Origin of the sequence: Marivita sp. (assembly GCF_051251565.1) — a bacterium.
Lineage (GTDB): Bacteria > Pseudomonadota > Alphaproteobacteria > Rhodobacterales > Rhodobacteraceae > Marivita.
Genome location: NZ_JBPOFB010000013.1, coordinates 51411 through 75767, shown reverse-complemented (window position 1 = coordinate 75767; position 24357 = coordinate 51411). Strand labels below are relative to the sequence as shown.

At 57.5% G+C, this 24357-nt stretch carries 40 protein-coding genes; 32 read left to right on the top strand and 8 right to left on the bottom strand.

Features of this window, described 5'->3' with window-relative positions; genetic code table 11:
- The 11 genes from ACSHXH_RS15100 to rplP form a co-directional block, all read left to right on the top strand.
- Positions 1-74, top strand: a 74-nt coding sequence (locus ACSHXH_RS15100) for a hypothetical protein (protein ID WP_435672640.1), incomplete at its 5' end; no start/stop codon positions are given.
- 117 nt (positions 75-191) lie between these two features.
- Positions 192-500 carry a 30S ribosomal protein S10 gene (gene rpsJ / locus ACSHXH_RS15095; protein ID WP_299787897.1) on the top strand — a complete coding sequence of 103 codons (309 nt, stop codon included), beginning with the start codon at positions 192-194 and terminating at the stop codon, positions 498-500.
- Between the two features lie 12 nt (positions 501-512).
- Complete coding sequence (gene rplC / locus ACSHXH_RS15090) at positions 513-1241, top strand: 50S ribosomal protein L3 (protein WP_435672637.1); 729 nt, start codon at positions 513-515, stop codon at positions 1239-1241.
- Positions 1238-1855 carry a 50S ribosomal protein L4 gene (rplD, locus tag ACSHXH_RS15085; RefSeq protein WP_435672636.1) on the top strand — a complete coding sequence of 206 codons (618 nt, stop codon included), beginning with the start codon at positions 1238-1240 and terminating at the stop codon, positions 1853-1855. The genes rplC and rplD overlap by 4 nt, the downstream gene beginning before the upstream one ends.
- A complete protein-coding gene (locus ACSHXH_RS15080; protein WP_085628848.1) occupies positions 1852-2148 on the top strand; it encodes a 50S ribosomal protein L23 in 297 nt (98 codons plus the stop codon). The genes rplD and ACSHXH_RS15080 overlap by 4 nt, the downstream gene beginning before the upstream one ends.
- A gap of 204 nt (positions 2149-2352) precedes the next feature.
- Positions 2353-2694, top strand: coding sequence for a hypothetical protein (locus tag ACSHXH_RS15075; protein ID WP_435672635.1), 342 nt, complete (start codon positions 2353-2355; stop codon positions 2692-2694).
- A gap of 278 nt (positions 2695-2972) precedes the next feature.
- The gene (gene rplB, locus ACSHXH_RS15070) at positions 2973-3815 is read left to right on the top strand and encodes a 50S ribosomal protein L2 (protein WP_435672634.1); all 843 of its coding nucleotides are present in this window, start codon (positions 2973-2975) and stop codon (positions 3813-3815) included.
- Positions 3816-3818: 3 nt separating this feature from the next.
- Positions 3819-4097, top strand: coding sequence for a 30S ribosomal protein S19 (gene rpsS / locus ACSHXH_RS15065; protein ID WP_435672633.1), 279 nt, complete (start codon positions 3819-3821; stop codon positions 4095-4097).
- Positions 4098-4100: 3 nt separating this feature from the next.
- Positions 4101-4481, top strand: coding sequence for a 50S ribosomal protein L22 (gene rplV / locus ACSHXH_RS15060; RefSeq protein ID WP_435672632.1), 381 nt, complete (start codon positions 4101-4103; stop codon positions 4479-4481).
- The gene (gene rpsC / locus ACSHXH_RS15055) at positions 4481-5194 is read left to right on the top strand and encodes a 30S ribosomal protein S3 (RefSeq protein ID WP_435672631.1); all 714 of its coding nucleotides are present in this window, start codon (positions 4481-4483) and stop codon (positions 5192-5194) included. Before rplV ends, rpsC begins: the two co-directional genes overlap by 1 nt.
- 2 nt (positions 5195-5196) lie before the next feature.
- Entirely contained in the window at positions 5197-5610 is a 414-nt protein-coding gene (gene rplP, locus ACSHXH_RS15050) for a 50S ribosomal protein L16 (RefSeq protein ID WP_085628853.1), read from the top strand.
- 130 nt (positions 5611-5740) lie between these two features.
- Here the strand turns inward: rplP and ACSHXH_RS15045 are convergent, their stop codons facing one another.
- Positions 5741-6361: a 2OG-Fe(II) oxygenase family protein gene (locus tag ACSHXH_RS15045; RefSeq protein ID WP_435672630.1), complete on the bottom strand. Its 621-nt coding sequence runs from the start codon at positions 6359-6361 to the stop codon at positions 5741-5743.
- A gap of 183 nt (positions 6362-6544) precedes the next feature.
- Between ACSHXH_RS15045 and rpmC the strand changes: the two genes are divergently transcribed.
- The 11 genes from rpmC to rpmD all read left to right on the top strand — a co-directional run bounded on the left by rpmC (position 6545) and on the right by rpmD (position 10889).
- Complete coding sequence (rpmC, locus tag ACSHXH_RS15040; RefSeq protein ID WP_435672629.1) at positions 6545-6751, top strand: 50S ribosomal protein L29; 207 nt, start codon at positions 6545-6547, stop codon at positions 6749-6751.
- A 15-nt stretch (positions 6752-6766) separates the two neighbouring features.
- A complete protein-coding gene (rpsQ, locus tag ACSHXH_RS15035) occupies positions 6767-6997 on the top strand; it encodes a 30S ribosomal protein S17 (protein WP_435672628.1) in 231 nt (76 codons plus the stop codon).
- A gap of 78 nt (positions 6998-7075) precedes the next feature.
- Entirely contained in the window at positions 7076-7444 is a 369-nt protein-coding gene (gene rplN, locus ACSHXH_RS15030) for a 50S ribosomal protein L14 (protein ID WP_007427594.1), read from the top strand.
- On the top strand, positions 7444-7755 hold the full coding sequence (gene rplX, locus ACSHXH_RS15025; RefSeq protein ID WP_435672627.1) for a 50S ribosomal protein L24: 312 nt from the start codon (positions 7444-7446) through the stop codon (positions 7753-7755). The genes rplN and rplX overlap by 1 nt, the downstream gene beginning before the upstream one ends.
- Positions 7748-8308 carry a 50S ribosomal protein L5 gene (gene rplE / locus ACSHXH_RS15020; RefSeq protein WP_435672626.1) on the top strand — a complete coding sequence of 187 codons (561 nt, stop codon included), beginning with the start codon at positions 7748-7750 and terminating at the stop codon, positions 8306-8308. Before rplX ends, rplE begins: the two co-directional genes overlap by 8 nt.
- 12 nt (positions 8309-8320) lie before the next feature.
- On the top strand, positions 8321-8626 hold the full coding sequence (gene rpsN / locus ACSHXH_RS15015; RefSeq protein ID WP_435672625.1) for a 30S ribosomal protein S14: 306 nt from the start codon (positions 8321-8323) through the stop codon (positions 8624-8626).
- 12 nt (positions 8627-8638) lie between these two features.
- Positions 8639-9031, top strand: coding sequence for a 30S ribosomal protein S8 (rpsH, locus tag ACSHXH_RS15010; protein ID WP_435672624.1), 393 nt, complete (start codon positions 8639-8641; stop codon positions 9029-9031).
- A 12-nt stretch (positions 9032-9043) separates the two neighbouring features.
- Positions 9044-9577, top strand: a complete 534-nt coding sequence (rplF, locus tag ACSHXH_RS15005) for a 50S ribosomal protein L6 (RefSeq protein WP_435672623.1) — start codon at positions 9044-9046, stop codon at positions 9575-9577.
- A gap of 12 nt (positions 9578-9589) precedes the next feature.
- Positions 9590-9943, top strand: coding sequence for a 50S ribosomal protein L18 (gene rplR / locus ACSHXH_RS15000; RefSeq protein ID WP_435672622.1), 354 nt, complete (start codon positions 9590-9592; stop codon positions 9941-9943).
- A gap of 164 nt (positions 9944-10107) precedes the next feature.
- Positions 10108-10695, top strand: a complete 588-nt coding sequence (rpsE, locus tag ACSHXH_RS14995) for a 30S ribosomal protein S5 (protein WP_435672621.1) — start codon at positions 10108-10110, stop codon at positions 10693-10695.
- 5 nt (positions 10696-10700) lie between these two features.
- On the top strand, positions 10701-10889 hold the full coding sequence (gene rpmD, locus ACSHXH_RS14990) for a 50S ribosomal protein L30 (protein WP_435672620.1): 189 nt from the start codon (positions 10701-10703) through the stop codon (positions 10887-10889).
- A gap of 94 nt (positions 10890-10983) precedes the next feature.
- Here the strand turns inward: rpmD and ACSHXH_RS14985 are convergent, their stop codons facing one another.
- Positions 10984-11352: a hypothetical protein gene (locus ACSHXH_RS14985; RefSeq protein WP_435672619.1), complete on the bottom strand. Its 369-nt coding sequence runs from the start codon at positions 11350-11352 to the stop codon at positions 10984-10986.
- A 170-nt stretch (positions 11353-11522) separates the two neighbouring features.
- Here ACSHXH_RS14985 and rplO point away from each other — a divergent pair, with 170 nt between their 5' ends.
- From rplO to rplQ, 7 genes are all read left to right on the top strand, one after another.
- Positions 11523-11996 carry a 50S ribosomal protein L15 gene (gene rplO, locus ACSHXH_RS14980; protein ID WP_435672618.1) on the top strand — a complete coding sequence of 158 codons (474 nt, stop codon included), beginning with the start codon at positions 11523-11525 and terminating at the stop codon, positions 11994-11996.
- A gap of 104 nt (positions 11997-12100) precedes the next feature.
- Complete coding sequence (gene secY, locus ACSHXH_RS14975; RefSeq protein WP_435672617.1) at positions 12101-13465, top strand: preprotein translocase subunit SecY; 1365 nt, start codon at positions 12101-12103, stop codon at positions 13463-13465.
- A complete protein-coding gene (locus tag ACSHXH_RS14970) occupies positions 13462-14109 on the top strand; it encodes an adenylate kinase (protein WP_435672616.1) in 648 nt (215 codons plus the stop codon). The genes secY and ACSHXH_RS14970 overlap by 4 nt, the downstream gene beginning before the upstream one ends.
- 271 nt (positions 14110-14380) lie before the next feature.
- On the top strand, positions 14381-14749 hold the full coding sequence (gene rpsM / locus ACSHXH_RS14965; RefSeq protein ID WP_435672615.1) for a 30S ribosomal protein S13: 369 nt from the start codon (positions 14381-14383) through the stop codon (positions 14747-14749).
- A 15-nt stretch (positions 14750-14764) separates the two neighbouring features.
- Entirely contained in the window at positions 14765-15157 is a 393-nt protein-coding gene (rpsK, locus tag ACSHXH_RS14960) for a 30S ribosomal protein S11 (protein ID WP_435672614.1), read from the top strand.
- Positions 15158-15272: 115 nt separating this feature from the next.
- Positions 15273-16289 carry a DNA-directed RNA polymerase subunit alpha gene (locus ACSHXH_RS14955; RefSeq protein WP_435672613.1) on the top strand — a complete coding sequence of 339 codons (1017 nt, stop codon included), beginning with the start codon at positions 15273-15275 and terminating at the stop codon, positions 16287-16289.
- 125 nt (positions 16290-16414) lie between these two features.
- Entirely contained in the window at positions 16415-16837 is a 423-nt protein-coding gene (gene rplQ, locus ACSHXH_RS14950) for a 50S ribosomal protein L17 (protein ID WP_435672612.1), read from the top strand.
- A gap of 626 nt (positions 16838-17463) precedes the next feature.
- Here the strand turns inward: rplQ and ACSHXH_RS14945 are convergent.
- The 4 genes from ACSHXH_RS14945 to ACSHXH_RS14930 form a co-directional block, all read right to left on the bottom strand.
- Positions 17464-18039 carry a DUF6680 family protein gene (locus ACSHXH_RS14945; RefSeq protein WP_435672611.1) on the bottom strand — a complete coding sequence of 192 codons (576 nt, stop codon included), beginning with the start codon at positions 18037-18039 and terminating at the stop codon, positions 17464-17466.
- A gap of 62 nt (positions 18040-18101) precedes the next feature.
- Positions 18102-20060 (bottom strand): DNA topoisomerase IV subunit B, encoded by a 1959-nt coding sequence (gene parE, locus ACSHXH_RS14940; protein WP_435672610.1) that lies wholly within the window; start codon positions 20058-20060, stop codon positions 18102-18104.
- Between the two features lie 72 nt (positions 20061-20132).
- Positions 20133-20546, bottom strand: a complete 414-nt coding sequence (locus ACSHXH_RS14935) for a hypothetical protein (protein WP_435672609.1) — start codon at positions 20544-20546, stop codon at positions 20133-20135.
- A gap of 96 nt (positions 20547-20642) precedes the next feature.
- Entirely contained in the window at positions 20643-21845 is a 1203-nt protein-coding gene (locus tag ACSHXH_RS14930) for a pyridoxal phosphate-dependent aminotransferase (RefSeq protein WP_435672608.1), read from the bottom strand.
- 85 nt (positions 21846-21930) lie between these two features.
- On the opposite strand from ACSHXH_RS14930, the gene ACSHXH_RS14925 reads away from it, so the two are divergent.
- The 3 genes from ACSHXH_RS14925 to ACSHXH_RS14915 all read left to right on the top strand — a co-directional run bounded on the left by ACSHXH_RS14925 (position 21931) and on the right by ACSHXH_RS14915 (position 23159).
- Positions 21931-22323: a helix-turn-helix domain-containing protein gene (locus ACSHXH_RS14925; protein WP_435672607.1), complete on the top strand. Its 393-nt coding sequence runs from the start codon at positions 21931-21933 to the stop codon at positions 22321-22323.
- Complete coding sequence (locus tag ACSHXH_RS14920; RefSeq protein WP_435672606.1) at positions 22320-22580, top strand: succinate dehydrogenase assembly factor 2; 261 nt, start codon at positions 22320-22322, stop codon at positions 22578-22580. Before ACSHXH_RS14925 ends, ACSHXH_RS14920 begins: the two co-directional genes overlap by 4 nt.
- Before the next feature lie 81 nt (positions 22581-22661).
- The gene (locus ACSHXH_RS14915; protein ID WP_435672605.1) at positions 22662-23159 is read left to right on the top strand and encodes a MarR family winged helix-turn-helix transcriptional regulator; all 498 of its coding nucleotides are present in this window, start codon (positions 22662-22664) and stop codon (positions 23157-23159) included.
- Between the two features lie 2 nt (positions 23160-23161).
- On the opposite strand, the gene ACSHXH_RS14910 is transcribed toward ACSHXH_RS14915, so the two are convergent.
- A complete protein-coding gene (locus ACSHXH_RS14910; protein ID WP_435672604.1) occupies positions 23162-23911 on the bottom strand; it encodes a DUF1194 domain-containing protein in 750 nt (249 codons plus the stop codon).
- The gene (locus ACSHXH_RS14905; RefSeq protein WP_435672603.1) at positions 23878-24306 is read right to left on the bottom strand and encodes a VOC family protein; all 429 of its coding nucleotides are present in this window, start codon (positions 24304-24306) and stop codon (positions 23878-23880) included. Before ACSHXH_RS14905 ends, ACSHXH_RS14910 begins: the two co-directional genes overlap by 34 nt.
- Between the last annotated feature and the right edge of the window lie 51 nt (positions 24307-24357).

The following is a 24357-nucleotide window of genomic DNA, read 5'->3' as shown; positions in this document are numbered from 1 at the left end:
ACGGCCTCCGCTTCGCCATCCGCGAAGGCGGCCGCACCGTCGGGTCGGGCGTCGTGTCCAAAGTCGTCGCGTAAGCGAACGGTTCCAAATTGCGCGGGACGGTGTCATGCCGTCCCGTATTCGGTTCGATGAAGGGGCAGGGTGGTCTTGCTTCATCCTCTCAACCGCAACGCCAATAAAGGCTAAGACCAATGCAAAGCCAAAATATCCGCATTCGGCTCAAGGCGTTTGATTACCGTGTGCTCGACGCGTCGACACAGGAAATCGTAAACACCGCAAAGCGGACGGGCGCCACAGTGCGCGGCCCGATCCCGCTGCCGAACAAGATTGAGAAATTCACCGTTCTGCGTAGCCCGCACGTCAACAAGAAATCGCGCGACCAGTGGGAAATCCGTACCCACAAGCGTCTGCTCGACATTGTCGACCCGACACCGCAAACCGTTGATGCCCTGATGAAGCTCGACCTCGCCGCTGGCGTGGATGTCGAGATCAAGGTTTAAGGAGAGTATCCCATGATGCGCTCTGGTATCATTGCAAAAAAAGTCGGCATGACCCGGCTTTTCATGGAAGACGGAAAGCAGATTCCCGTGACCGTCCTCCAACTCGACAATCTTCAGGTGGTCGCACAGCGCACATCTGATGAGCATGGCTATTCGGCTGTTCAGCTGGGCACCGGTTCGATCAAGGCAAAGCGCGTGTCCAAAGCGATGCGTGGTCACTTTGCCAAGGCGAATGTGGAACCCAAGCGGAAGGTCGCGGAATTCCGCGTTGCACCCGAGAACCTGATCAATGTGGGTGAAGAGATCACCGCTGACCATTACTTCGAAGGTCAGTTCGTGGACGTCTCGGGTACCTCGATTGGTAAAGGCTTCGCCGGTGCTATGAAGCGTCACAACTTCAGCGGCCTTCGTGCATCGCACGGTGTGTCGATTTCGCACCGTTCGCACGGCTCTACTGGTCAGTGTCAGGATCCGGGCAAGGTCTTCAAAGGTAAGAAGATGGCCGGCCATATGGGCGCTGTAAAAGTGACGACCCAGAACCTCCAGGTTGTGAAGACGGACGCGGAACGCGGCATCATCATGATCAAAGGCGCCGTTCCCGGCTCCAAGGGTGGTTGGGTGACCGTTAAGGACGCCATGAAGAAGCCGACACCGGATAACGTTGTTCTGCCTGCCGCTCTGCGGTCTGCGCAGGCATCCGCCGCGGCAGAAGCTCCTGCTCAAGAAGGAGGCGACGCATGAAACTCGATGTGATCAAACTGGACGGCGGCACTGCCGGGTCTGTCGAGCTGGGTGATGAGATCTTCGGTCTCGATCCGCGCGTCGACATCCTGCACCGTGTGGTGCGCTGGCAGCGCAACAAGGCGCAAGCCGGTACGCACAAGGTGAAAACACGGTCCGAAGTCAGCTACTCGACCAAGAAGATCTATCGCCAGAAGGGCACCGGCGGCGCACGCCACGGCTCCCGCAAGGCACCGATCTTCCGCAAGGGTGGTATCTACAAGGGTCCGACACCGCGCAGCCACGCGCATGACCTTCCCAAGAAGGTTCGCAAGCTGGGTCTGATGCACGCTTTGTCCGCCAAGGTCAAAGATGGCTCGCTCGTCATCATCGAGAACATCGAGACAGACGGCAAGACATCGGTGCTGGCCAAGCAGATCCGTGATCTGGGCTGGAAGCGCGCGCTGATCATTGACGGGGCAGAGGTGAATGAAAACTTCATCCGTGCCGCAGCCAACATCGAAGGTCTCGATGTTCTGCCGTCGATGGGGGCAAACGTCTATGACATCCTAAAGCGTGACACACTTGTGCTCACGAAGGCGGGCGTCGAAGCACTGGAGGCTCGTCTGAAATGAGCGCGAAAGCAGAACATTACGATGTGATCCGCAAGCCGATCATCACCGAGAAGACAACAATGGCGTCCGAAAATGGCGCGGTTGTGTTCGAGGTGGCGATTGACGCCAACAAACCCCAGATCAAAGCGGCCGTTGAGGCCCTGTTTGGTGTGTCGGTCAAGGCGGTCAACACGACGATCACCAAGGGCAAAACAAAGCGCTTCCGCGGCACAATGGGCCGCCGGAAAGACGTAAAGAAAGCCTATGTGACACTTGCCGAAGGCAATACGATCGACGTGACCACGGGTCTGTGATCCTGGTGGGCTTGTTTGCCCACCTTACAAATTAGGAACGCCCCTCACCGTAAGGTAGGGGGCTTTTCTTTTCTTGGGAGATGCGTCCATCATTTCACCCAATTTGGATCAAAGTTCCGCCATATTTATGGGGTCTGATCATACACTCATATTTCAAGACCGCAGGCATAGTCAGTTTTGACCTCAGCATGTACGAGGATCGCAATGGAATACCAACGTCTCAAACCCATTTCGGGCGTCTCGGCCAAAGAGGCTACCGCCTTTACCATGAAAACCATCAAAGAGTTGATTGCCGAAGAAGAGGCAGAGCGCGCTGCGCATGCGGCCAAAGCTGAGCAGGCTGCCAACGCTGCAAAGGCGCGGGCGCATGCGCTGAAGCAGCACTCTGTGGCAACCGATTGTGCCAAGGACGAAGCGCCAACAGATCGCGCGGTTTGTGCCGAACCGACCAGCGTGAACAACCCGTTTTTGTCGCCATGTGAAAGTCCGAAATCGCCGGTGAAAAAAACCGCAAAATCGCTCTTTGGTCGGTTGTTCGGGGAATAGGAAAACCGCGTCCAGAAAGACCCGGTTGGTTTCGCGTAGCGCCGCAAGTGGTGACTTGGTCTGCGCGATGCGCCTGTATGGGCCGTTGTCCGTCCTGCGCCCTTGACGCCCCGCGCCACATTGCCTAGGAACTCCCAACCACGCAGCCCCGGATTCGTCCGGGGCTTCGTTGTTGCGCTAATCGGGGACCTTCGGGGCCCTATACACATGGTGAAGCAATTCACCCAAACATAGCCCCGGATCAAGCTCGGGGCACTTGCTAACGGAAGACAGAAAGCATGGCACTCAAGTCGTATAAGCCGACGACGCCGGGCCAGCGCGGGCTGGTGCTGATCGACCGTTCGGAGCTTTGGAAAGGCCGTCCGGTCAAATCCCTCACTGAGGGTTTGACCAAATCGGGTGGCCGGAACAACACCGGACGTATCACATCCCGTCGTCGCGGTGGTGGGGCGAAACGCCTTTACCGTATCGTAGATTTCAAGCGGAACAAGTTTGACGTGGGCGCAACAGTTGCGCGCATCGAATATGACCCCAACCGCACAGCCTTTATCGCGCTCGTCCAGTATGACGATGGCGAACAGGCCTATATCCTCGCGCCCCAGCGTCTCGCCATTGGCGACCGCGTGATCGCATCGGCCAAGGCCGACGTGAAGCCGGGCAACGCCATGCCATTCTCGGGCATGCCGATCGGGACAATCGTTCACAACATCGAACTGAAGCCCGGCAAGGGTGGTCAGATCGCGCGCGCCGCAGGCACGTACGCCCAGTTTGTGGGTCGTGATGGTGGCTACGCGCAGATCCGCCTCAGCTCGGGTGAACTGCGTCTCGTGCGTCAGGAATGCATGGCCACCGTTGGTGCCGTGTCGAACCCCGACAACTCGAACCAGAACTTCGGTAAAGCCGGCCGCATGCGCCACAAGGGCATCCGCCCAAGCGTTCGTGGTGTCGTCATGAACCCGATCGACCACCCGCACGGTGGTGGTGAAGGCCGGACATCCGGTGGTCGTCACCCTGTGACACCATGGGGTAAGCCGACGAAGGGTAAGAAAACCCGCAACAAAAACAAGGCGTCGCAAAAGCTGATCATCCGCTCGCGTCACGCCAAAAAGAAGGGGCGGTAAATCATGTCGCGCTCTGTATGGAAGGGCCCGTTCGTCGATGCCTATGTCTTGAAAAAGGCAGAAGCGTCCCGCGAATCCGGCCGCAACGAAGTTATCAAGATCTGGTCGCGCCGCTCGACGATCCTGCCCCAGTTTGTGGGTCTGACGTTTGGTGTCTACAACGGCCACAAGCACATCCCAGTCAATGTCTCCGAAGACATGATCGGTCAGAAGTTCGGTGAATATTCGCCGACACGGACTTATCACGGTCACGCGGCTGACAAAAAAGCGAAGCGGAAGTAAGTCATGGGCCAGGAAAAGAACCCCCGCCGCGTGGCAGACAACGAAGCAATGGCAAAACTGCGCATGCTTCGTACCAGCCCGCAAAAGCTTAATCTTGTTGCCGGTCTTATCCGTGGCAAGAAAGTCGACCGCGCGTTGACCGATCTGACCTTCTCCAAGAAGCGGATCGCGGCCGATGTGAAGAAGTGCCTTCAATCCGCTATCGCCAATGCCGAAAACAACCACGGGCTTGACGTGGACGAGCTGATCGTCGCCGAAGCCTATGTTGGCAAAAACCTCGTGATGAAGCGTGGCCGTCCTCGGGCGCGTGGCCGTTTTGGCAAGATCATGAAGCCGTTTTCGGAGATCACCATCAAGGTGCGTCAAGTTGAGGAGCAGGCCTAATGGGTAACAAAACCAATCCGATCGGCATGCGTCTTCAGGTCAACCGCACCTGGGACAGCCGTTGGTACGCAGACAGCAAAGATTACGGCAACCTTTTGCTCGAAGATATCGCAATGCGTGCGTTCATCGAGAAAGAGTGCAAGCAAGCTGGTGTCGCGCGTGTCATCATCGAACGTCCGCACAAGAAGTGCCGCGTGACGATCCATACTGCACGCCCCGGTGTCATCATCGGCAAGAAAGGCGCGGACATCGAGACGCTCCGCAAGAAGCTTGCTGCCAAGACCGACTCCGAGCTGCACCTGAACATCGTTGAAGTGCGCAAGCCGGAACTTGACGCGCAACTGGTTGGTGAGAGCATCTCTCAGCAGCTTGAGCGTCGTGTGTCGTTCCGTCGTGCCATGAAGCGTGCCGTTCAGAACGCGATGCGTATGGGGGCCCTGGGCATCCGTGTAAACGTGGCGGGTCGTCTCGGCGGTGCCGAGATTGCGCGGACAGAATGGTATCGTGAAGGCCGGGTGCCGCTGCACACGCTGCGCGCCGACATCGACTATGCCAATGTAGAGGCCGAAACGGCCTATGGCATCATCGGTATCAAGGTCTGGATCTTCAAAGGCGAGATCATGGAACATGATCCGGCCGCACGGGATCGCAAGGCACAGGAACTGCAAGACGGTCCCGCACCGCGTGGTGCTGGCGGCGGTCGGAGGAACTAATCATGCTTCAACCAAAGCGTACAAAATTCCGCAAGATGTTCAAAGGCCGGATCAAGGGCGAAGCCAAGGGCGGCTCCGATCTAAACTTTGGCACCTTTGGCCTCAAGGCGCTTCAGCCTGAGCGTGTGACAGCACGTCAGATCGAAGCAGCCCGTCGTGCCATGACGCGTCACATGAAGCGTCAGGGCCGTGTCTGGATCCGGATTTTCCCGGATACCCCGGTCACGTCGAAGCCGACCGAAGTCCGTATGGGTAAAGGTAAGGGTTCGGTCGATTACTGGGCGGCCAAGGTCAAGCCGGGTCGCGTGATGTTCGAAATCGACGGCGTCGGTGAAGACATTGCCCGCGAAGCACTGCGTCTGGCTGCGATGAAGCTGCCGATCAAGACCCGCGTCGTGGTCCGCGAGGACTGGTAAACGGTTGGTGGGCACACTGCCCACCCTACTAAATTGAAAACCCCCGGCGTGAAAACGCCGGGGGTTTTTCGTTGTGTCTTCTCAATCTGCCGTAGGGTGGGCGATGTGCCCACGGTTTGCAGAACCGGTCTTACTCCCAACGATAATTAAAACTCACCGACACGCGTTCCTCCTCGGACTGGTTCATCACCACTTCGTGGCGCAGCCAGCTTTCCCAGAGCAGAACATCTCCGACCGCCGGTTTGACATAGATGAAGTTCCGCATCTCCTCGCGCGCGTTTTTGCGGCGGGGAGGTGCGGCCATCATCATGGCGTGGCGCGGGTCTTCGAGTTTCAGGGCCGACGCGCCTTCGGGCATCGACACATAGGTCGTGCCTGAAATCACCGAATGGGGGTGGATATGCGCGGCATGAAACCCGCCTTCTGGCAGGATGTTGATCCAGAGATCTTCGAGCACAAGCTTACGCCCGTCCAGATCGAACTCAAGGTCCTCGGCGAAGGCTGCGACATGGGCGTCCAGCACCGTCACCAGATCGGCAAAGATCGGGAACCGCCAGGGCAGGTCGGACAGAGACGCATAAGACGTGTAGCCGGGATAGGCGTTGTCTTCGCACCATTGTTGGCCCGCTTCGTCATCCTCGGCGATGGTGAAGCAAGACGTTTCCATTTCACCAGCGTCGATCGCCGGGGCGTGCCCGGACAAGGGCGCGTGGTAGAGGCGGGTCACGAAGAGGGAAGATATTGTGCTCATGTGCCTGTCATAATATGCGATTGCCACATTGGCGAGAGGGCAACGCAGCGGCCTGAAAACAAAGGGGTTGCGCGACTCCAGCATCCGCCCTATACGCGCCACTTCATCCACCTCCACCGGGATTCGTGGTGACCCACATCAATGATGGGGCCCGCCGGTGATGTTGATAGAAAGGAACGGCGCATGAACGCCAAAGAATTGCATGACAAGACACCGGACCAGCTCCGGGATGAGCTTGTTTCGCTGAAAAAAGAGGCCTTCAACCTCCGCTTTCAGCAGGCCACAAGCCAGCTTGAGAACACTGCGCGCATCCGTGAGGTTCGCCGCAACGTCGCACGGGTTGCCACCGTGCTGAACCAAAAGGCCGCTGCTGCGGCCAGCGACGCATAAGAGGGAGCCAGACAGATGCCCAAACGTATCCTTTCCGGCACCGTAACATCGACCGCGAACACACAGACCGTGACCGTGTCCGTCGAGCGCCGCTTCAAGCACCCGGTTCTTCAAAAGACGATCCGGAAGTCCAAGAAATATCGTGCCCATGATGAGGCCGAGACATTCGCCGTTGGGGACGTCGTCCGCATTCAGGAATGCGCCCCCAAGTCGAAGACCAAACGTTGGGAGGTTATCGCTGAGTAAGCGATAGCCTTTTGGCATTTACGAAACCCCTGGGCCAATGCCTCACTCTGAGCGGTCCGGGACGTCGGGAGACAGATTATGATCCAGATGCAGACCAATCTGGATGTTGCTGACAATAGCGGCGCACGCCGTGTTCAGTGCATCAAGGTTCTGGGTGGGTCCAAGCGGAAATACGCGTCGGTGGGTGACATCATCGTTGTATCCGTGAAGGAAGCCATCCCGCGTGGTCGCGTGAAAAAAGGGGACGTCCGCAAGGCCGTCGTCGTACGCACCGCCAAAGAAGTCCGCCGTGAAGACGGCACAGCCATCCGCTTTGACCGCAACGCCGCAGTGATCCTGAACAACGCAGGTGAGCCCGTCGGTACGCGTATCTTTGGGCCGGTTGTGCGCGAATTGCGCGCCAAGAACTTCATGAAGATCATCTCGCTTGCGCCGGAGGTGCTGTAATGGCTGCGAAACTCCGTAAGGGCGATAAGGTCATGCTGCTTGCCGGTAAAGACAAAGGCAAGTCGGGCACCATCGCGTCCGTTGATCCCAAGGCCGGTAAGGCTGTGGTTGACGGTTTGAACATGGCAATCCGCCACGTGCGTCAGTCCCAGACAAGTCAGGGCGGCCGCACACCCAAGGCGATGCCGATCGACCTGTCGAACCTGGCAATCGTCGACAAAAACGGCAAACCGACCCGTGTTGGCTTCAAGGTTGAAGGCGACAAGAAGGTCCGCTTTGCCAAGACAACAGGGGATGTGATCGATGCTTGATACGGCAACATACACCCCCCGTTTGAAGGCTGTCTTCCGCGAGCAAATCAAAGCCGCGATGAAGGAAGAGTTCGGGTATTCGAACGACATGATGATTCCGCGCCTCGACAAGATCGTGCTGAACATCGGCTGCGGCGCTGAAGCTGTCCGTGACAGCAAGAAAGCCAAATCCGCTGTCGAGGATCTGACGAAGATCGCGGGTCAGCAGGCTGTCACCACCAAGGCAAAGAAATCCATCGCGGGCTTCCGTGTACGGGAAGAAATGCCGCTTGGTGCCAAGGTGACCCTGCGTGGCGACCGGATGTATGATTTTCTGGATCGCCTGATCACCATCGCAATGCCCCGTATCCGGGACTTCCGCGGCGTGAAACCGTCCTTTGATGGTCGTGGCAACTTTGCCATGGGCATGAAAGAGCACATCGTGTTCCCCGAAATCGACTTTGATAAGGTCGATGAAGTTTGGGGCATGGATATTGTCATCACGACGACCGCGAAGTCTGACGCGGAAGCCAAAGCGCTGTTGAAGCATTTCAACATGCCGTTCAACGCCTGAGGGGAAGATACCATGGCGAAGAAAGCAATGATTGAACGCGAAAAGAAGCGTCAGAAGCTTGTGGCGCGTTATGCCGTCAAGCGGGCTGAGCTGAAAGAAATCGCGAACGATGAAAGCAAGCCGATGGAAGAGCGTTTCAAAGCGCGCCTGAAGCTTGCAAAACTGCCGCGGAACAGCGCGCCCTCGCGTCTGCACAACCGCTGTCAGCTCACCGGGCGTCCGCACGCCTATTACCGTAAACTTAAGGTCAGCCGGATCATGCTTCGTGAACTTGCCAGCAATGGACAAGCCCCCGGTATGGTCAAGTCGAGCTGGTAAGGAGGGCATAGAATGAACGATCCTATCGGCGATATGCTCACCCGTATCCGCAACGCACAGATGCGCGGCAAGTCCACAACCATGACACCAGCGTCAAAGCTGCGTGGCCGCGTTCTCGCGGTGATGGCGGACGAAGGCTACATTCGCGGTTTCGAAGAAACCAAAGACGTGAATGGCCACCCCGCGTATGAAATCAGCCTCAAGTACTACGATGGCACCCCAGTGATCCGCGAACTCAAGCGCGTATCCAAGCCGGGCCGTCGTGTGTATCTGGGCGTGGACGACATCCCGCAGATCCGTCAGGGTCTTGGTGTGTCAATCGTGTCCACTTCCAAGGGCGTCATGACAGATGCAAACGCTCGCAGCCATAACGTTGGCGGCGAAGTGCTTTGCACCGTCTTCTAAGGAGGACTGGAAATGTCTCGTATTGGCAAAAAACCGGTTGATCTGCCCTCGGGCGTGACTGCAACCGTCTCTGGCCAGACCGTCGAAGTGAAGGGGCCCAAAGGCACCCAGAGCTTTACCGCAACCGATGATGTGACCATCGCTGTCGAAGACAACGTGATCACCGTGACACCGCGTGGCAAGTCCAAGCGGGCGCGCCAGCAGTGGGGTATGTCCCGCACGGTTGTCGCGAACCTCGTCCACGGTGTGAGCGATAGCTTCAAAAAAGAGCTTGAGATACGTGGTGTTGGTTACCGTGCGACGCTTCAGGGCAATGTCCTGAAACTGAATCTCGGTCTGTCGCATGACGTTGATTTCAACATTCCGGACGGTGTGGTTGTAACCGTGCCCAAGCAGACTGAGATTATCGTGGAAGGTCACGATGCCCAGCTGGTTGGTCAGGTGGCAGCCAACATTCGCGACTGGCGTCGGCCCGAGCCCTATAAGGGCAAAGGCATTCGCTACAAGGGCGAATACATCTTCCAGAAGGAAGGCAAGAAGAAGTAAGGACGCAAGGACATGGCAAACAGTAAACGTGATCTGTTCCAGAAGCGCCGTCTGCGCGTTCGGAACAAACTTCGCAAGGTCAATGCAGGGCGCGTGCGCCTCAGCGTTCACCGTTCCAACAAGAACATCAGCGTTCAGCTGATTGATGATGTGAACGGTGTGACACTGGCTGCGGCCTCGACGATGGAAAAAGAGCTTGGCGGCAAAAACGATGTCGCCTCGGCCACCAAGGTTGGCGCGGCAATTGCCGAGCGGGCCAAGAAGGCCGGCGTAAGCGAAGCCTATTTCGATCGTGGCGGTTTCCTCTTTCACGGTCGCGTCAAGGCACTCGCCGACGCTGCCCGCGAAGGTGGTCTGAAAATCTAAGCGATTGGTGCGTGTGAACACGTACCCTGCAAACACCGTAAGGTGCGTGATTTCACGCACCTTACATTGCGGAAGGGGTACCCCTTTCCCGATGATCCGGGAGCGCGAAAAGCTCACCTGGATTGGACAACGGGCCAGAGGCCCACAATACAAAGGATGCCTAAATGGCAGAACGTGACAACAATCGTCGGGGCGGCGGACGCCGCGACCGTGAAGAGCAGACGCCGGAATTTGCGGATCGTTTGGTCGCAATCAACCGGGTATCCAAGACCGTAAAGGGTGGTAAGCGTTTTGGCTTCGCCGCTCTGGTGGTTGTGGGCGACCAAAAAGGCCGCGTCGGTTTTGGCAAAGGTAAGGCCAAAGAGGTTCCCGAGGCCATCCGCAAGGCGACCGAGCAAGCCAAGCGCAAAATGATCCGCGTGCCGCTGCGCGAAGGCCGCACGCTGCACCACGACATCGAAGGTCGTCATGGTGCTGGTAAAGTCGTGATGCGCACAGCACCGCAGGGTACAGGTATCATCGCCGGTGGTCCGATGCGTGCCGTGTTCGAAATGCTGGGCGTTCAGGACGTAGTCGCCAAGTCGATCGGGTCGCAGAACCCCTACAATATGATCCGTGCCACGCTTGACGGCCTCTCCAAAGAGGCCAGCCCGCGCTCCGTTGCGCAGCGTCGTGGCAAGAAAGTGGCTGACATCCTGCCCAAGCGTGAAGACGCGACGCAGGAAAACAACCCTGTCGCTGAGGAGGCCTGATCACCATGGCTAAGACAATCGTTGTCAAACAGATCGGTTCCCCGATCCGTCGCCCCGCCACCCAGCGTCAGACGCTGATCGGCCTGGGCCTCAACAAGATGCACAAGACCCGTGAGCTTGAAGACACACCGGCCATCCGTGGCATGGTGCGCAAAGTGTCGCACATGGTCGAAATCATCGAAGAGCGCGGCTAAGGCCACGTGTGCCGACCGTCTTTGACGGTACGGCGCGATGATCGCAGATCAAAAGCCCTCCGGCGTGTCCGGGGGGCTTTTTGCGTTTCGTGGGTTATCGCGCACGGCTGCTGACAAAAAGACCCAACTTGGCCTGTCGCCGCCGCGCTTGTGGCATCCGGCCAAGGGTCCATGCGCCAATGATTGCGCCGTTCAGAATCAGTAGGTAAATCGGGTAGGCCAAAAGCACCCAGTTCACGGCACCCACCGCCAAGACGGCAAAACAGGCGGCAACAAACGACATGTGCCAAGTGATCATGGTTTCGCTGTTTGGGAACCAATAGGTCTTTTGGATCGTCAGCATGCCGCCCATCAGGCTGATCGTGATCGACACCATTAGCGCGTACATGGCTGTTTCGGTCATATACCACAAGGCAAGCCCTATAGCCGCGACGCCTAAGATCATCGCGTCTGGCCGCGTCATGAACGCCCCCTGACCGCGTCGGCAAAATACAAGCCGACGTGCCCCCTTGATCCGATCCCGGCAACATTCTATACGCCTTCGGTGGGCCATTTGGTCCCCGAGTCTATAACCAAGAAAAGCCGCGTTCGTCCCACATCGCTTCGGGGGCGTTTCCGGCAAGGAGAAGCGACATGAAACTGCATGAACTACACGACAATCCCGGTGCAACGAAACGCCGCAAGCGCGTTGGCCGTGGTCCGGGCTCTGGCATGGGCAAAACCGGTGGCCGTGGTATCAAAGGCCAGAAATCCCGTTCGGGTGTGGCGATCAAGGGCTACGAAGGCGGCCAGATGCCGCTCTACCAGCGTCTTCCCAAGCGCGGCTTCAACAAGCCGAACCGCAAGGCGTTTGCTGTCGTCAACCTCGGCCTGATCCAGAAATTTGTGGACGCAGGCAAGCTGGATGTGACCGCCACCATCGACGAGGACGCGTTGATCGCATCCGGTCTGGTGCGTCGCAAACTTGATGGCATCCGCGTTCTCGCCAAGGGCGATGTAACCGCGAAATTGACCCTTGCCGTGACCGGCGCGTCCATGTCTGCCGTAGATGCGGTAGAAAAGGCGGGCGGGTCTCTGACGGTCACAACCGCGCAAGCGGCTGAATAAGAGGTTGTGAGCGGCCCTCACGCCGCTTACATACCCACCAGAGCTTTCCAAACGCCGCCTGAGCCGGACCGCTCATGGCGGCGTTCATCATAAAAGAGACCCGCATGGTATCAGCAGCAGAACAAATGGCCGCGAACACAAGCTGGTCTGCGCTCGGTAAAGCGACCGATTTGCGCAACCGCATCCTGTTTACGCTTGGCCTTCTGATCGTCTATCGCATTGGCACGTTCATTCCCGTCCCCGGGATCGACGGCATTGCCCTGCGGGACTTCATGGAACAGGCCCAGCAGGGCATCGGGGGCATCCTGACGATGTTCACTGGTGGCGCGCTGGGTCGTATGGGGATCTTTGCCCTTGGTATCATGCCCTATATCTCGGCCTCCATCATCGTTCAGTTGATGACGTCGATGGTGCCTGCGCTTGAGCAGTTGAAAAAAGAGGGTGAAGCAGGGCGCAAAAAGATCGCGCAATACACCCGCTACGGCACGGTGGTTCTTGCCACGTTCCAGGCCTACGGTCTTGCCGTCAGTATGGAAGCGGGCGATCTGGTCACCGATCCGGGTTGGTTCTTCCGTGCATCTTGCGTGATCACGCTTGTGGGCGGCACGATGTTCCTGATGTGGCTGGGTGAACAAATCACCGCACGCGGCGTCGGCAACGGTATTTCACTGATCATCTTCGTTGGCATCATCGCCGAGGTTCCCGCCGCTCTGGCGCAGTTCTTTGCTTCTGGTCGCTCCGGCGCTATCAGCCCTGCGGTGATCGTGGGGGTGATCCTGATGGTCATTCTGGTGATTATGTTCGTGGTCTTCATGGAGCGCGCGCTCCGAAAGATCACGATTCAGTATCCCCGCCGCCAGATGGGCATGAAAATCGCCGAAGCTCAGAACAGCCACCTTCCGGTCAAGGTCAACCCATCGGGCGTGATCCCCGCGATCTTTGCCAGCTCGCTTTTGCTTTTGCCGACCACGGTCAGCACATTCAGCGGCCAAAACTCGGGTCCGGTCATGTCGACGATCCTTGCCTATTTTGGGCCGGGTCAGCCGCTTTACCTGCTGTTTTTTGGCGCGATGATCGTGTTCTTCGCCTATTTCTACACCTTCAACGTGTCGTTCAAGGTCGATGATGTTGCTGACAATCTGAAGAACCAGAATGGCTTTGTTCCGGGCATTCGCCCCGGCAAGAAGACCGCCGAGTATCTTGAATATGTGGTCAATCGCGTGTTGGTTCTTGGCGCTGCCTACCTGACGGCGGTGTGTCTGTTGCCGGAAATTCTTCGCGGTCAGTTTGCCATTCCGTTCTATTTCGGCGGCACATCTGTCCTGATTGTGGTCTCGGTGACGATGGATACGATTCAACAGGTCCAAAGCCACCTGCTTGCTCACCAGTACGAAGGTCTTATTCAAAAATCGCAACTGCGCGGCAAGGGTAAGTCCAAAGGCAAAAGAAGGACGCCAGCGCGCCGATGAATATTATCCTGTTGGGCCCGCCGGGTGCGGGCAAAGGCACTCAAGCGCGCTTTCTGTGTGAAGACCGCAATATGATCCAGCTTTCGACTGGCGACATGCTGCGCGAAGCCAAGGACAGTGGCACAGAGATGGGCAAGGTCGTCGCCGACGTTATGGCGCGCGGTGAGTTGGTTACCGACGAGATCGTGATCGGTCTGATCCGCGAGAAACTTGCGGGCGACAAGCAGGGCGGCTTTATCTTTGACGGCTTCCCGCGCACGCTGGCACAGGCGGACGCTCTGGGCGAACTGCTTGCGGACGAAGGTGAAACGCTTGATGCCGTTATCGAGATGCAGGTTGATGACAATGCACTTGTTTCGCGCATCACGGCCCGCTCTACCTGTGGTGGGTGCGGTGAGGTTTATAACGACAACACCAAACCGATCCCTGCGGATGGCAAATGCACAAATTGCGGTCACACCGAATTTAAGCGCCGGGCTGACGACAACGAGGACAGCCTCAAGCAACGTCTGATGGAATACTACAAAAAGACGTCGCCGCTGATTGGGTACTACTATGCCAAAGAACAGCTTTCCACGGTGGACGGTCTGGGCGAAATGGCGGACGTGAAAGCCGCGATCTCTGGTCTGCTTGCAAAAGGGTAGGGCAGTCGCAAACCCTGCGCCACGGCGTGCGCGCGTGTGTCAAAACAAACGCGCAGGCCGAAGTTTTGGTTGAGGCAAGCAAGGGTTGACCCGCTTGCAAAACCCTCATATCAACCGCCATCTCTTAACCGAGAATCATCATCGCAGTCAGGGTTACACCTGCCTGCGGATCACCTGATCAGCACAGGCCCGAGTGTTGAAAAACCGCCGGGCCTCATGTTGTGAAAAAAGGGTCTGGCGTTACGGACCCGCAACGAAAAGGAAGACCTACGTGGCACGTATTGCTGGCGTGAACATTCCCACTGGGAAGCGCGTTCCGATCGCCCTCACTTACATCACCGGTATTGGACACACCTCCGCAAAGGCGATTTGCGAAGCGGTCAATATCGACCCGACACGTCGTATTAACGAACTGAGCGATGCCGAAGTGCTTGCCGTTCGTGAACACATCGACGCAAATTACACCGTTGAAGGTGACCTGCGTCGTGAGACACAGATGAACATCAAGCGTCTGATGGACCTCGGTTGCTACCGTGGCCTGCGCCACCGCCGCAACTTGCCGGTTCGCGGTCAGCGGACCCACACCAACGCACGTACCCGCAAAGGCCCCGCAAAGGCCATTGCTGGTAAGAAGAAATAAGGGAGGGCTGATATCATGGCACGCGATACACGACGCGCTACGAAGAAGAAGGTCTCCAAGAACATCGCAGCTGGTGTTGCGCATGTGAATTCTTCGTTCAACAACACCAAGATCCTGATTTCTGACGTACAGGGCAACGCCATTGCATGGTCGTCCGCCGGTACTATGGGATTCAAAGGTTCGCGGAAATCCACACCCTACGCCGCGCAGCTGGCTGCCGAAGATGCAGGCCGCAAGGCGCAGGAACACGGCGTCAAGACGCTCGAAGTCGAAGTTCAGGGCCCCGGTTCGGGTCGTGAATCGGCACTGCGCGCATTGGCGGCTGTCGGCTTCAACATCACGTCGATCCGTGATGTGACCCCGATGGCGCACAATGGCTGCCGTCCGCCGAAGCGCCGCCGCGTCTAAGACCGGCACATTTACAGGCATGGCTCTGTCCTTTGGCAGAGCCATGCTTTCGTCATTTTAACCTCGGGCGTTTTTGCCTTTCGGACATGGGGCAAAAACAAGAATGGAGGGACGCATGATCCACAAAAACTGGGCCGAACTGATCAAGCCAACACAGCTTGACGTCAAGCCAGGCGCTGATCCGTCGCGCGTGGCAACCGTTGTCGCTGAACCGCTGGAACGCGGCTTTGGTCTGACACTGGGCAACGCTCTGCGTCGCGTGCTGTTGTCATCGCTTCAGGGCGCGGCCATCACATCCGTGCAGATCGACAACGTTTTGCATGAATTCTCCAGCGTTGCTGGCGTGCGCGAAGACGTGACAGACATCGTTCTGAACCTCAAGGGTGTGGCCCTGCGCATGGAAGTCGAAGGCCCCAAGCGGGTGTCGATCAATGCCAAGGGTCCGGGTGTTGTCACCGCGGGTGACATCTCTGAAACCAACGGCATCGAAGTGCTGAACCGCGATCATGTGATCTGCCATCTCGACGATGGGGCTGATCTGTACATGGAACTGACGGTCAACACAGGCAAGGGCTATGTCTCTGCCGACAAGAACAAGCCGGAAGATGCGCCCATCGGCCTGATGCCCATCGATGCAATCTTTTCGCCGGTCAAAAAGGTGGCGTATGACGTGCAGCCGACCCGCGAAGGTCAGGTGCTCGACTATGACAAGCTGACCATGAAGGTCGAAACCGACGGCTCTGTCACTCCCGAAGACGCAGTGGCGTATGCCGCGCGCATCCTTCAGGACCAGCTGTCGATCTTCGTCAACTTCGATGAGCCGGAATCGGCGCGTCAGGCCGACGAAGACGACGGGCTCGAGTTCAACCCGCTTCTGCTCAAGAAAGTGGACGAACTGGAACTGTCTGTCCGTTCGGCGAACTGCCTCAAGAACGACAACATCGTCTATATCGGCGATCTCATTCAGAAGACCGAAGCCGAGATGCTCCGCACTCCGAACTTTGGCCGTAAATCGCTGAACGAGATCAAGGAAGTGCTGTCCGGAATGGGTCTGCACCTTGGCATGGACGTCGAGGACTGGCCGCCAGACAATATCGAAGATCTGGCGAAAAAGCTCGAAGACAACTTTTAAACGCGTGGCGGGGGCAACCCCGCCGCCGTCACGACCCGGGCATCCGCCCCAAGGAGAGTCGCTGACACGCATCGGCGGCCGGACAAAGCAAAAACGCCCGTAGAGGGCACATTAGGAGAAGACACATGCGTCACGCACGAGGCTATCGCCGCCTGAACCGCACCCATGAGCACCGCAAGGCGCTTTTTGCGAACATGGCCGGCTCGCTCATTGAACATGAGCAGATCAAGACAACCCTGCCCAAGGCAAAAGAACTGCGCCCGATCGTTGAAAAGCTGATCACGCTGGGCAAGCGCGGCGATCTGCACGCCCGCCGTCAGGCGCGCGCATCGCTCAAGCAGGACATGCACGTTGCAAAACTGTTCGAAATCCTCGGCCCGCGTTTCGCGGATCGTAAGGGTGGCTATGTGCGCATCCTCAAAGCGGGCTTCCGCTATGGTGACATGGCCCCAATGGCGATCATCGAATTCGTCGACCGCGACGTCGATGCCAAGGGTGCCGCCGACAAAGCCCGTCTGGCCCAGCTTGAGACGGCTGACGAAGAATAGACCCTGACCCGTTAAGGGCCAGTTAAATGATATCGAAGGCCCCGCTGGTTTCGGCGGGGCTTTTTCGTTTTGAGGCCACTCAATCATCGTCGGGCTTGATCCGAGCAACACATACGGACACCCCACCACCGAACGGCTCATTTCCACGCGCTTAACTCTTGGCCCCGATGGTGCCGCTATTGGATCCGATACCCGTTCCGTCTTTTGGCGGAACACCCCAGGCGACTACCCTCTCTCTACGGACGCTCTGTGTGCGTTCAGACCACGAGAGACGCGTTTCACAGGTCCCGCAGCCGGGATACAGGTTCGGAGCCTCACCCGAGGCTCTGCACGGGGGAGAGGATGTCCACCCAACTCAGGTGACGTCACCTCTTTTTGAAAGTGTAGGGTGCGTGTTCACACGCACCAAATCGACCGTGCCGGTGCGTGAAATCACGCACCCTACGAACAAAGCACCAAGTGCGGAACAGCACCTCAGGTGTCCGCGCCATCGCCAGACCGCCCCCCGGGCTGGCGATTGGTATCCATATGCGCGACGCTCGGACTTCGTTCGGACGTGGCCGCCAAAAAGCGCGCCGTTCGACCCGAAGACGCCATCCCGCGGTCCGGCGATGGCATCCTACGCATCAACGAGGTTTCATTTCTAGCTGCTGCTCAATTAACGCTGTTTCGCTATCCTTTTGGGGAACCGAATCCAAAGGCTGAACTGTAGCGACTTGAAGTGATCTGCTACCTTCCAAGACTTCTCGTAGTAACTGTGCATTTGCCATTTGATTTGAATGCGCATTTCCAAGACCGACAGGCAAATAGCCACGGCGATCAAGGTCTCTTTTGTCAAATTTGAAACCCATTTCATTGGCGATGCTACTTAGCAAGTCCGAGAATAAATCGTCACCTTTGTCCATATGGCGTTGCAGAGCATCAGGTTCTGTTGGCCAACTTGAGTTGAGATGGTCGGTATAATTCTTGTAGGGTGAAAGAATACTATTTTTGCCATAAAACTCTAGTTCGACCAAGTTTAAAGCGGATACGTGAATTGGATCAATCCGTGCGCGCCGCGTTTTCATGAGGTCGCTCAATACAGCGTACCGGCGGTTGCTTTTTTCGCGGTTGAGATCAATCCTCCGCGTCAAATACACACCGAGCATAGGACCTGCTAAAATAGCGATCAGAGTAAGAATGGTAGTTAGATCAACGATCAACGAAATTTCCTTCCTCTATTGCCACTTTCAAACAGTATTAAGGTCGTTGGTTTTGCTCTCATTCAAACATCCAACTCCTCAACAAACCGCGCGTTCTCTTGGATATATTGGAACCGCAGCTCCGGCTTCTTCCCCATCAGCCGTTCCACCAGATCCCCGGTTTCCCCCGGTTCGTCCTCATCAATCGTCACCCGGATCAATTTCCGTGACGCCGGGTCCATCGTGGTTTCTTTCAAATCCTTCGCGTCCATTTCCCCCAGACCTTTAAATCGCTGGACGTCGATTTTGCCTTTGCCGCCAAGGCCCTTTTCCATCATCAGGTCTTTCTCGGCATCATCCGCCACGTAAAGCCGCTTGGCCCCTTGGGTTAGCCGGTACAAAGGCGGGCAGGCCAGATACAAATGGCCAGTGTCGATCATCGGGCGCATTTGAGTAAAGAAAAATGTCATCAAAAGCGCGGCAATATGTGCGCCGTCCACATCCGCATCCGTCATGATGATAATCTTATCGTAACGAAGATCGTCGACATTGAACTTGGTCCCAAGGCCAACACCCAACGCCTGTGTCAGATCGCTGATCTCGGCATTGGTTCCCAATTTAGAGGAGGCAGCACCAAGAACGTTCAGAATTTTCCCCCGCAGCGGCAACAGCGCCTGTGTTTTGCGGTCGCGCGCCATCTTGGCAGACCCACCCGCAGAATCGCCCTCGACAATGAACAGCTCTGTTCCGTCACGCGTCGCAGATGAACAATCCACCAGCTTGCCGGGCAGGCGCAGCTTTTTCGTCGCCGTCTTGCGTTGGGTCTCTTTTTCCTGCCTGCGCCGCAGCCGTTCCTCGGCGCGCAGGACAAGAAAATCAAGGATCGCCCCGGCAGATTTGGTATCGGCCGCCAGCCAATTGTCAAAGTGGTCCCGCACCGCGCCTTCGACCAATCGGTGTGCCTCTGTGGTGGCAAGACGGTCCTTGGTCTGGCCGACAAATTCCGGCTCGCGGATAAAGCAGGACACCAATGCACAGCCGCCTGTGATCAGATCGTCGCGGGTGATCTGCGCGGCCTTCTTGTTGTTCGACAGCTCTCCGTAAGCGCGGATGCCCTTGAGGATCGCGGCCCAGAACCCGGCTTCATGTGTGCCGCCTTCCGGGGTGGGGACGGTGTTACAGTAGGACTGAATGAATCCATCGCGCGACGGGGTCCAGTTGATCGCCCATTCCACTTTGCCCGGCGCGTTGAATTTCTCGCGGAACTCAACTGTTCCGGCAAAGGGCTTGTCCGCATAGGTCGATGCTTTGCCCAGCGTTTCAGTGAGGTAATCGCTTAGACCACCGGGAAAGTGGAAGGTGGCCTCGGTCGGGGTTTCGCCGTCGCTGATCGCGGATTTCCAGCGGATCTCGACACCCGAGAACAGATACGCCTTGGAGCGCACCATCTTGAGCAGCCGCGCAGGTTTGAACCGGTGAGAGCCGAAAATCTGTTCGTCTGCGTGGAACGTCACCGTGGTGCCGCGCCGGTTGGGGGCTTGACCCACCTTGGCGACCGGCCCCAACGGCACCCCGCGCGAAAAGCGTTGTTCGTAGACTTCCTTGTTGCGCGCCACCTGCACGACCATCGAATCCGACAGTGCATTGACCACAGACGCCCCTACACCGTGCAGGCCGCCGGACGTTTCGTACGCATCGCCTGAGAATTTGCCGCCCGCATGCAGGGTACACAGGATCACCTCAAGCGCCGATTTGTCCGGGAATTTGGGGTGCGGATCAATCGGAATGCCGCGCCCGTTGTCGCGGATGGTGACGGCATAATCCGCGTGCAGCTCGACTTCGATGCGGTTGGCGTGACCCGCCACCGCTTCGTCCATCGAGTTGTCCAGAACTTCGGCGACAAGGTGGTGCAGCGCGCGTTCATCGGTGCCGCCGATATACATGCCGGGACGTTTGCGGACAGGTTCCAACCCTTCCAGCACCTCGATGGACGAGGCATCGTAGTCGGTCGGTTCGTGCCCGGAGAGGAGGTCTTCGGCCATTGCGCTGCTCTGTGTTTGTTGCTTTGCACCAGTATGGCAGAGCAGGGCACAAGGGGGAAGCGCCTGCGTGCGTCAGTCCTTGGTCTCTTGGTCCATCAGCCGGTCTGCCTTGCGCCGCACCAACACGCCGCGCAGGTCGTGCATCGCCAAAAGAAGCGAATCTGTCACCAGATCAAGCTGGTCGTCCGTGGCCCGCGTTTGCGCCCATTGGGTTGTCAGGTTGAGGTGGTCAACCGCGCGCAGAATGTCGTCGACATCGCGTTCGGCCAGGACCGTCTGTCTTTCGGCCATCCACCTGCGAATGACCTCGATATCCGCATCGCTCAGCGTGCGGTCACCATGAGGTTTGATCTCGCCATTGCGAATGTTGATGACGGCGATCTGATCCATCTCGATGCGTCGCTGGCGGTTTTCGGTATCGACCCGAAACACCAGGGCCCCGTTTTCACGGATCCTGAAATAATACTCCGGTAAATCGCCTGCCATGTCCGCCTCAAAGCCCGCCTGTTGCGCAGGCTAATCGGTTCTGTTCGGCGAAACAATCATTGCATCCTGCACGGGTGCGTATGGCGTGGCAGCCACCTAGGCCAGTGCCGCGCAAAAGGTTTTAATGCGGGCACAGGCATCGGCCAGCGCATCATCCGACGTTGCATAGCTGACCCGGAAATAGGGGCTTAGCCCAAAGGCCGCGCCAAAGACCACGGCAACGCCCTGTTCTTCGAGAAGCGCTGTGGCAAAGGCTTCGTCTGTGTCGATCACGGTGCCACCCGCGCTTGTCTTGCCGATGCAGCCTGCGATGGACGGATAGACATAGAACGCCCCTTCCGGCACTGCGCAGGTGATCCCGTCACAGGCGTTCAGGCCCGCAACCACCAGATCGCGGCGTTTGCTGAACACTGCGCAGCGCTCGGCCAGAAAATCCTGTGGCCCGTTCAACGCTTCGACCGTGGCCCATTGGCTGATCGAGCAGGGGTTCGTGGTGGATTGCGATTGCAGCTTGCGCATCGCGGTGATGAGCCGCTCTGGCCCGGCGGCATAGCCGATGCGCCAACCCGTCATGGCATAGGATTTGGACACGCCATTGACGGTCAGCGTCCTGTCATACAGCCCCGGTTCAACCTGCGCAGGCGTGCAGAACTCGAACCCGTCATAGGCAAGATGTTCATACATATCGTCGGTCATGACCCAGACATGGGGATGCCGCATCAGAACATCTGTCAACGCTTTCAACTGGGTATGGCTATAACCCGCGCCTGTTGGGTTCGACGGCGAATTGAAGATGAACCATTTCGTGTTGGGCGTGATCGCCGCGTCGAGCGCTTCGGGGGAAATGCGAAACCCATCCTCAAGCGTCGTTTCCACGATCACCGGCGTTCCGCCGCCAAGGCGCACCATGTCTGGATAGCTGACCCAATAAGGCGCGGGGATGATCACCTCGTCACCCGGGTTCAGTGTCGCCAGAAGCGCGTTGTACAGCACCTGCTTGCCGCCCGTGGACACCGCCACTTGCGACGGGACATAATCCAGCCCGTTCTCGCGTTTGAACTTGGCGCATATCGCCTGTTTCACCTCGGGGATGCCGTCAACTGCGGTGTATTTCGTCTTGCCTGCTTCAATCGCCGCAATCGCCGCGGCCTTGATGTTGCCGGGCGTGTCAAAATCGGGTTCCCCAGCGCCAAGGCCAATCACGTCGTGCCCCGCCGCCTTGAGTTCCATCGCCTTTTGCGACACCGCAACCGTAGGAGACGGGCTGACGCGGGCAAGTGTGTCTGAAAGAAACGGCATGGCGAGCCCCTGTTTGTGATTGCACGCTGACTGTCTTAGGATGCAGCCTGAAAACGATCAAGCGAGGATCGTAAAAGGAGACGTGATGACCCCGAGCGACGAAAATTGGTACGCGCCTGAAATAGCAACCTTTGGCGACCGCATGACAGCCGCCCGCGAAGCCGCGGGAATGACCCAGGAATCTTTGGCCAAACGGTTGGGCGTCAAGAAAAGCACGCTGCGGAATTGGGAAAACGACGTTGCCGAACCGCGTGCGAACCGTTTGTCGATGTTGGCGGGACTGTTGAATGTCTCCATGATGTGGTTGATCAACGGCGAAGGCGAAGGGGTCGAAGGCCCGGACGCAGAAACGTTGCCCTCTGACCTGACCGACATCATTCTTGAAATCCGGGAAATGAAATCCGAACTTCACCACAAGGCAGAACAACTGGCCCGGCTTGAAAAACGCCTGCGCAATTTGATGGTCCCACAATCATGACCGAACTTCGTGAACATCGTCTTAAGCGCCTGTCGATGCGATCCATGCGGCGCGGCATCAAGGAAATGGACATCATCCTGTCGCGCTATGCAGAGCTGCGTCTTGAGGGTTTTGATGAGGCGATGCTGGATCGCTATGACGCACTTTTGGCTGAGAATGATCAGGACCTGTATCAATGGGTCAGCGGGCAAAAAGCCCCCCCCGAATCCCTGCGCGACATGATCACGGATATCTCGGAAGTGGCGTTTCAGCACTGATATAAAAGAGTATTCCCGGCTTAACTTATTATTCGGGATTATGCCCGATGCTCCGTCGCAACAGGTTAGGCGGAGAAAACAATGAGCATTCATACATCTGTTGAGCAGGGCCGCGCCAACGGCGTGTTGGACGGTTATCTGGAAGCACTGGCGCTGGTGGAACGGCTTCACCGGTTGCTTCTGGATGTCATCAAGGACGAATTTGAACGCGTTGGCGTTCTTGAAATCAATGCGGTTCAGGCACTGTTGCTGTTCAATATTGGCGACAACGAGGTGACAGCGGGTGAACTCAAGACCCGTGGCTACTACCAGGGCAGCAATGTCAGCTACAATCTGAAGAAACTGGTTGAGATGGGGTATATGCACCACCAGCGCTGCGAGATTGACAGACGGTCCGTCAGGGTGCGTCTGACGGCACGGGGGCGCGAAATCCGCGATCTGATCTCGGCTTTGTTTGCGCGCCATGCCGAAGGGTTGATCGAAAAGAATGTGATCGACCACGACACCTTGGGCGACATGAGCGATACGCTGCGCCGGATGGAACGGTATTGGACCGACCAGATACGCTATATTTACTAACCTCAGCCGGGTCTTTGGTGATCCACAGGGCGGGCGCTCAGACTCATGTCGGTCAATTCGCGGAACAGCTTTCGGGTCATCGCTTCGCGGTAGCCTTTATAGCCTTCGGAAGTTTCGACAAAGGCGCCAAAGCCGAACCGGACTTCGCGTTGGAAATACTCAAGCACGTCTTCGGATCCGCCCAGCACCGCCAATCCGTTTACGGTGACATTGGTGAAGGGAAAGTTCTGATAGGCGAGGCGCGGGGAAAAGCCGTCGTTGTTTTCGCCGTCCCCCGACAGGTCGATCACCCGACGGTCACACTGTGGCCCGCGTGACAACAGTGTTGCGCCAAAGCCAAGGGCGTAGCCCATAGCTGTGGGAAACCGCGTGTGGCTGCGCGGGCTGGACCTTAAGGTCTGAATGGCCTCGTCAATCGCATGATTATTCCGCAGCGCCGTCCAATCGCTGACCATGGCGTTTTGACGGCGACCGCTCCATTCGTAGATGGCAAGTGCTACATGCCCGTCACCGTCAAGGATCGCGGACCGGATCATCGGATCATTCAGCGCGGCGGCAAGCCCGTCGCGCTGAAGCACATATTCTCCTGCGTCTACCGACGACGACACATCAAGCGCAAGCACCAAGGCCAGTCGGCAATGATCTTGGGCCTGCGCCATCTGTGCCAGCCCCGCGAACATCATGCTGCCCAAGAGACAACGCCAGCGCCGCATCTGCTCTACCAGTGACCGGTGTTTTCCATGCTCGCCCACGGTTCCTTTGGGGCAAGCGCGTCACCTTCCTGCAAAAGCTCGATCGAGATATTGTCAGGCGACCTGACGAACGCCATATGCCCGTCTCGCGGCGGGCGGTTGATCGTCACGCCGTTGTCCATAAGGTGTTGGCATGTCTCGTAAATGTTTTCCACACGATACGCGAGGTGGCCAAAGTGACGGCTGTCAGATGGCAGCCCGTCATCCCCATCCCAATTGTAGGTCAATTCGACCGGGCAATCCTCTTGGCCCTCAGGTGCCATGAAAACAAGAGAAAATCGGCCCTTTTCGTAGTCAGAGCGCCGAGTCTGTTTCAGGCCAAGAAGGCTGTAGAATTTCATCGAAGCGTCAAGGTCTTTGACGCGGACCATCGTATGCAGATAGCGAAGGGGCATAGGTTCCTCTTGAGTTTGGTCCCCGAGAGGCTAGGCCAATTTGCCACGATG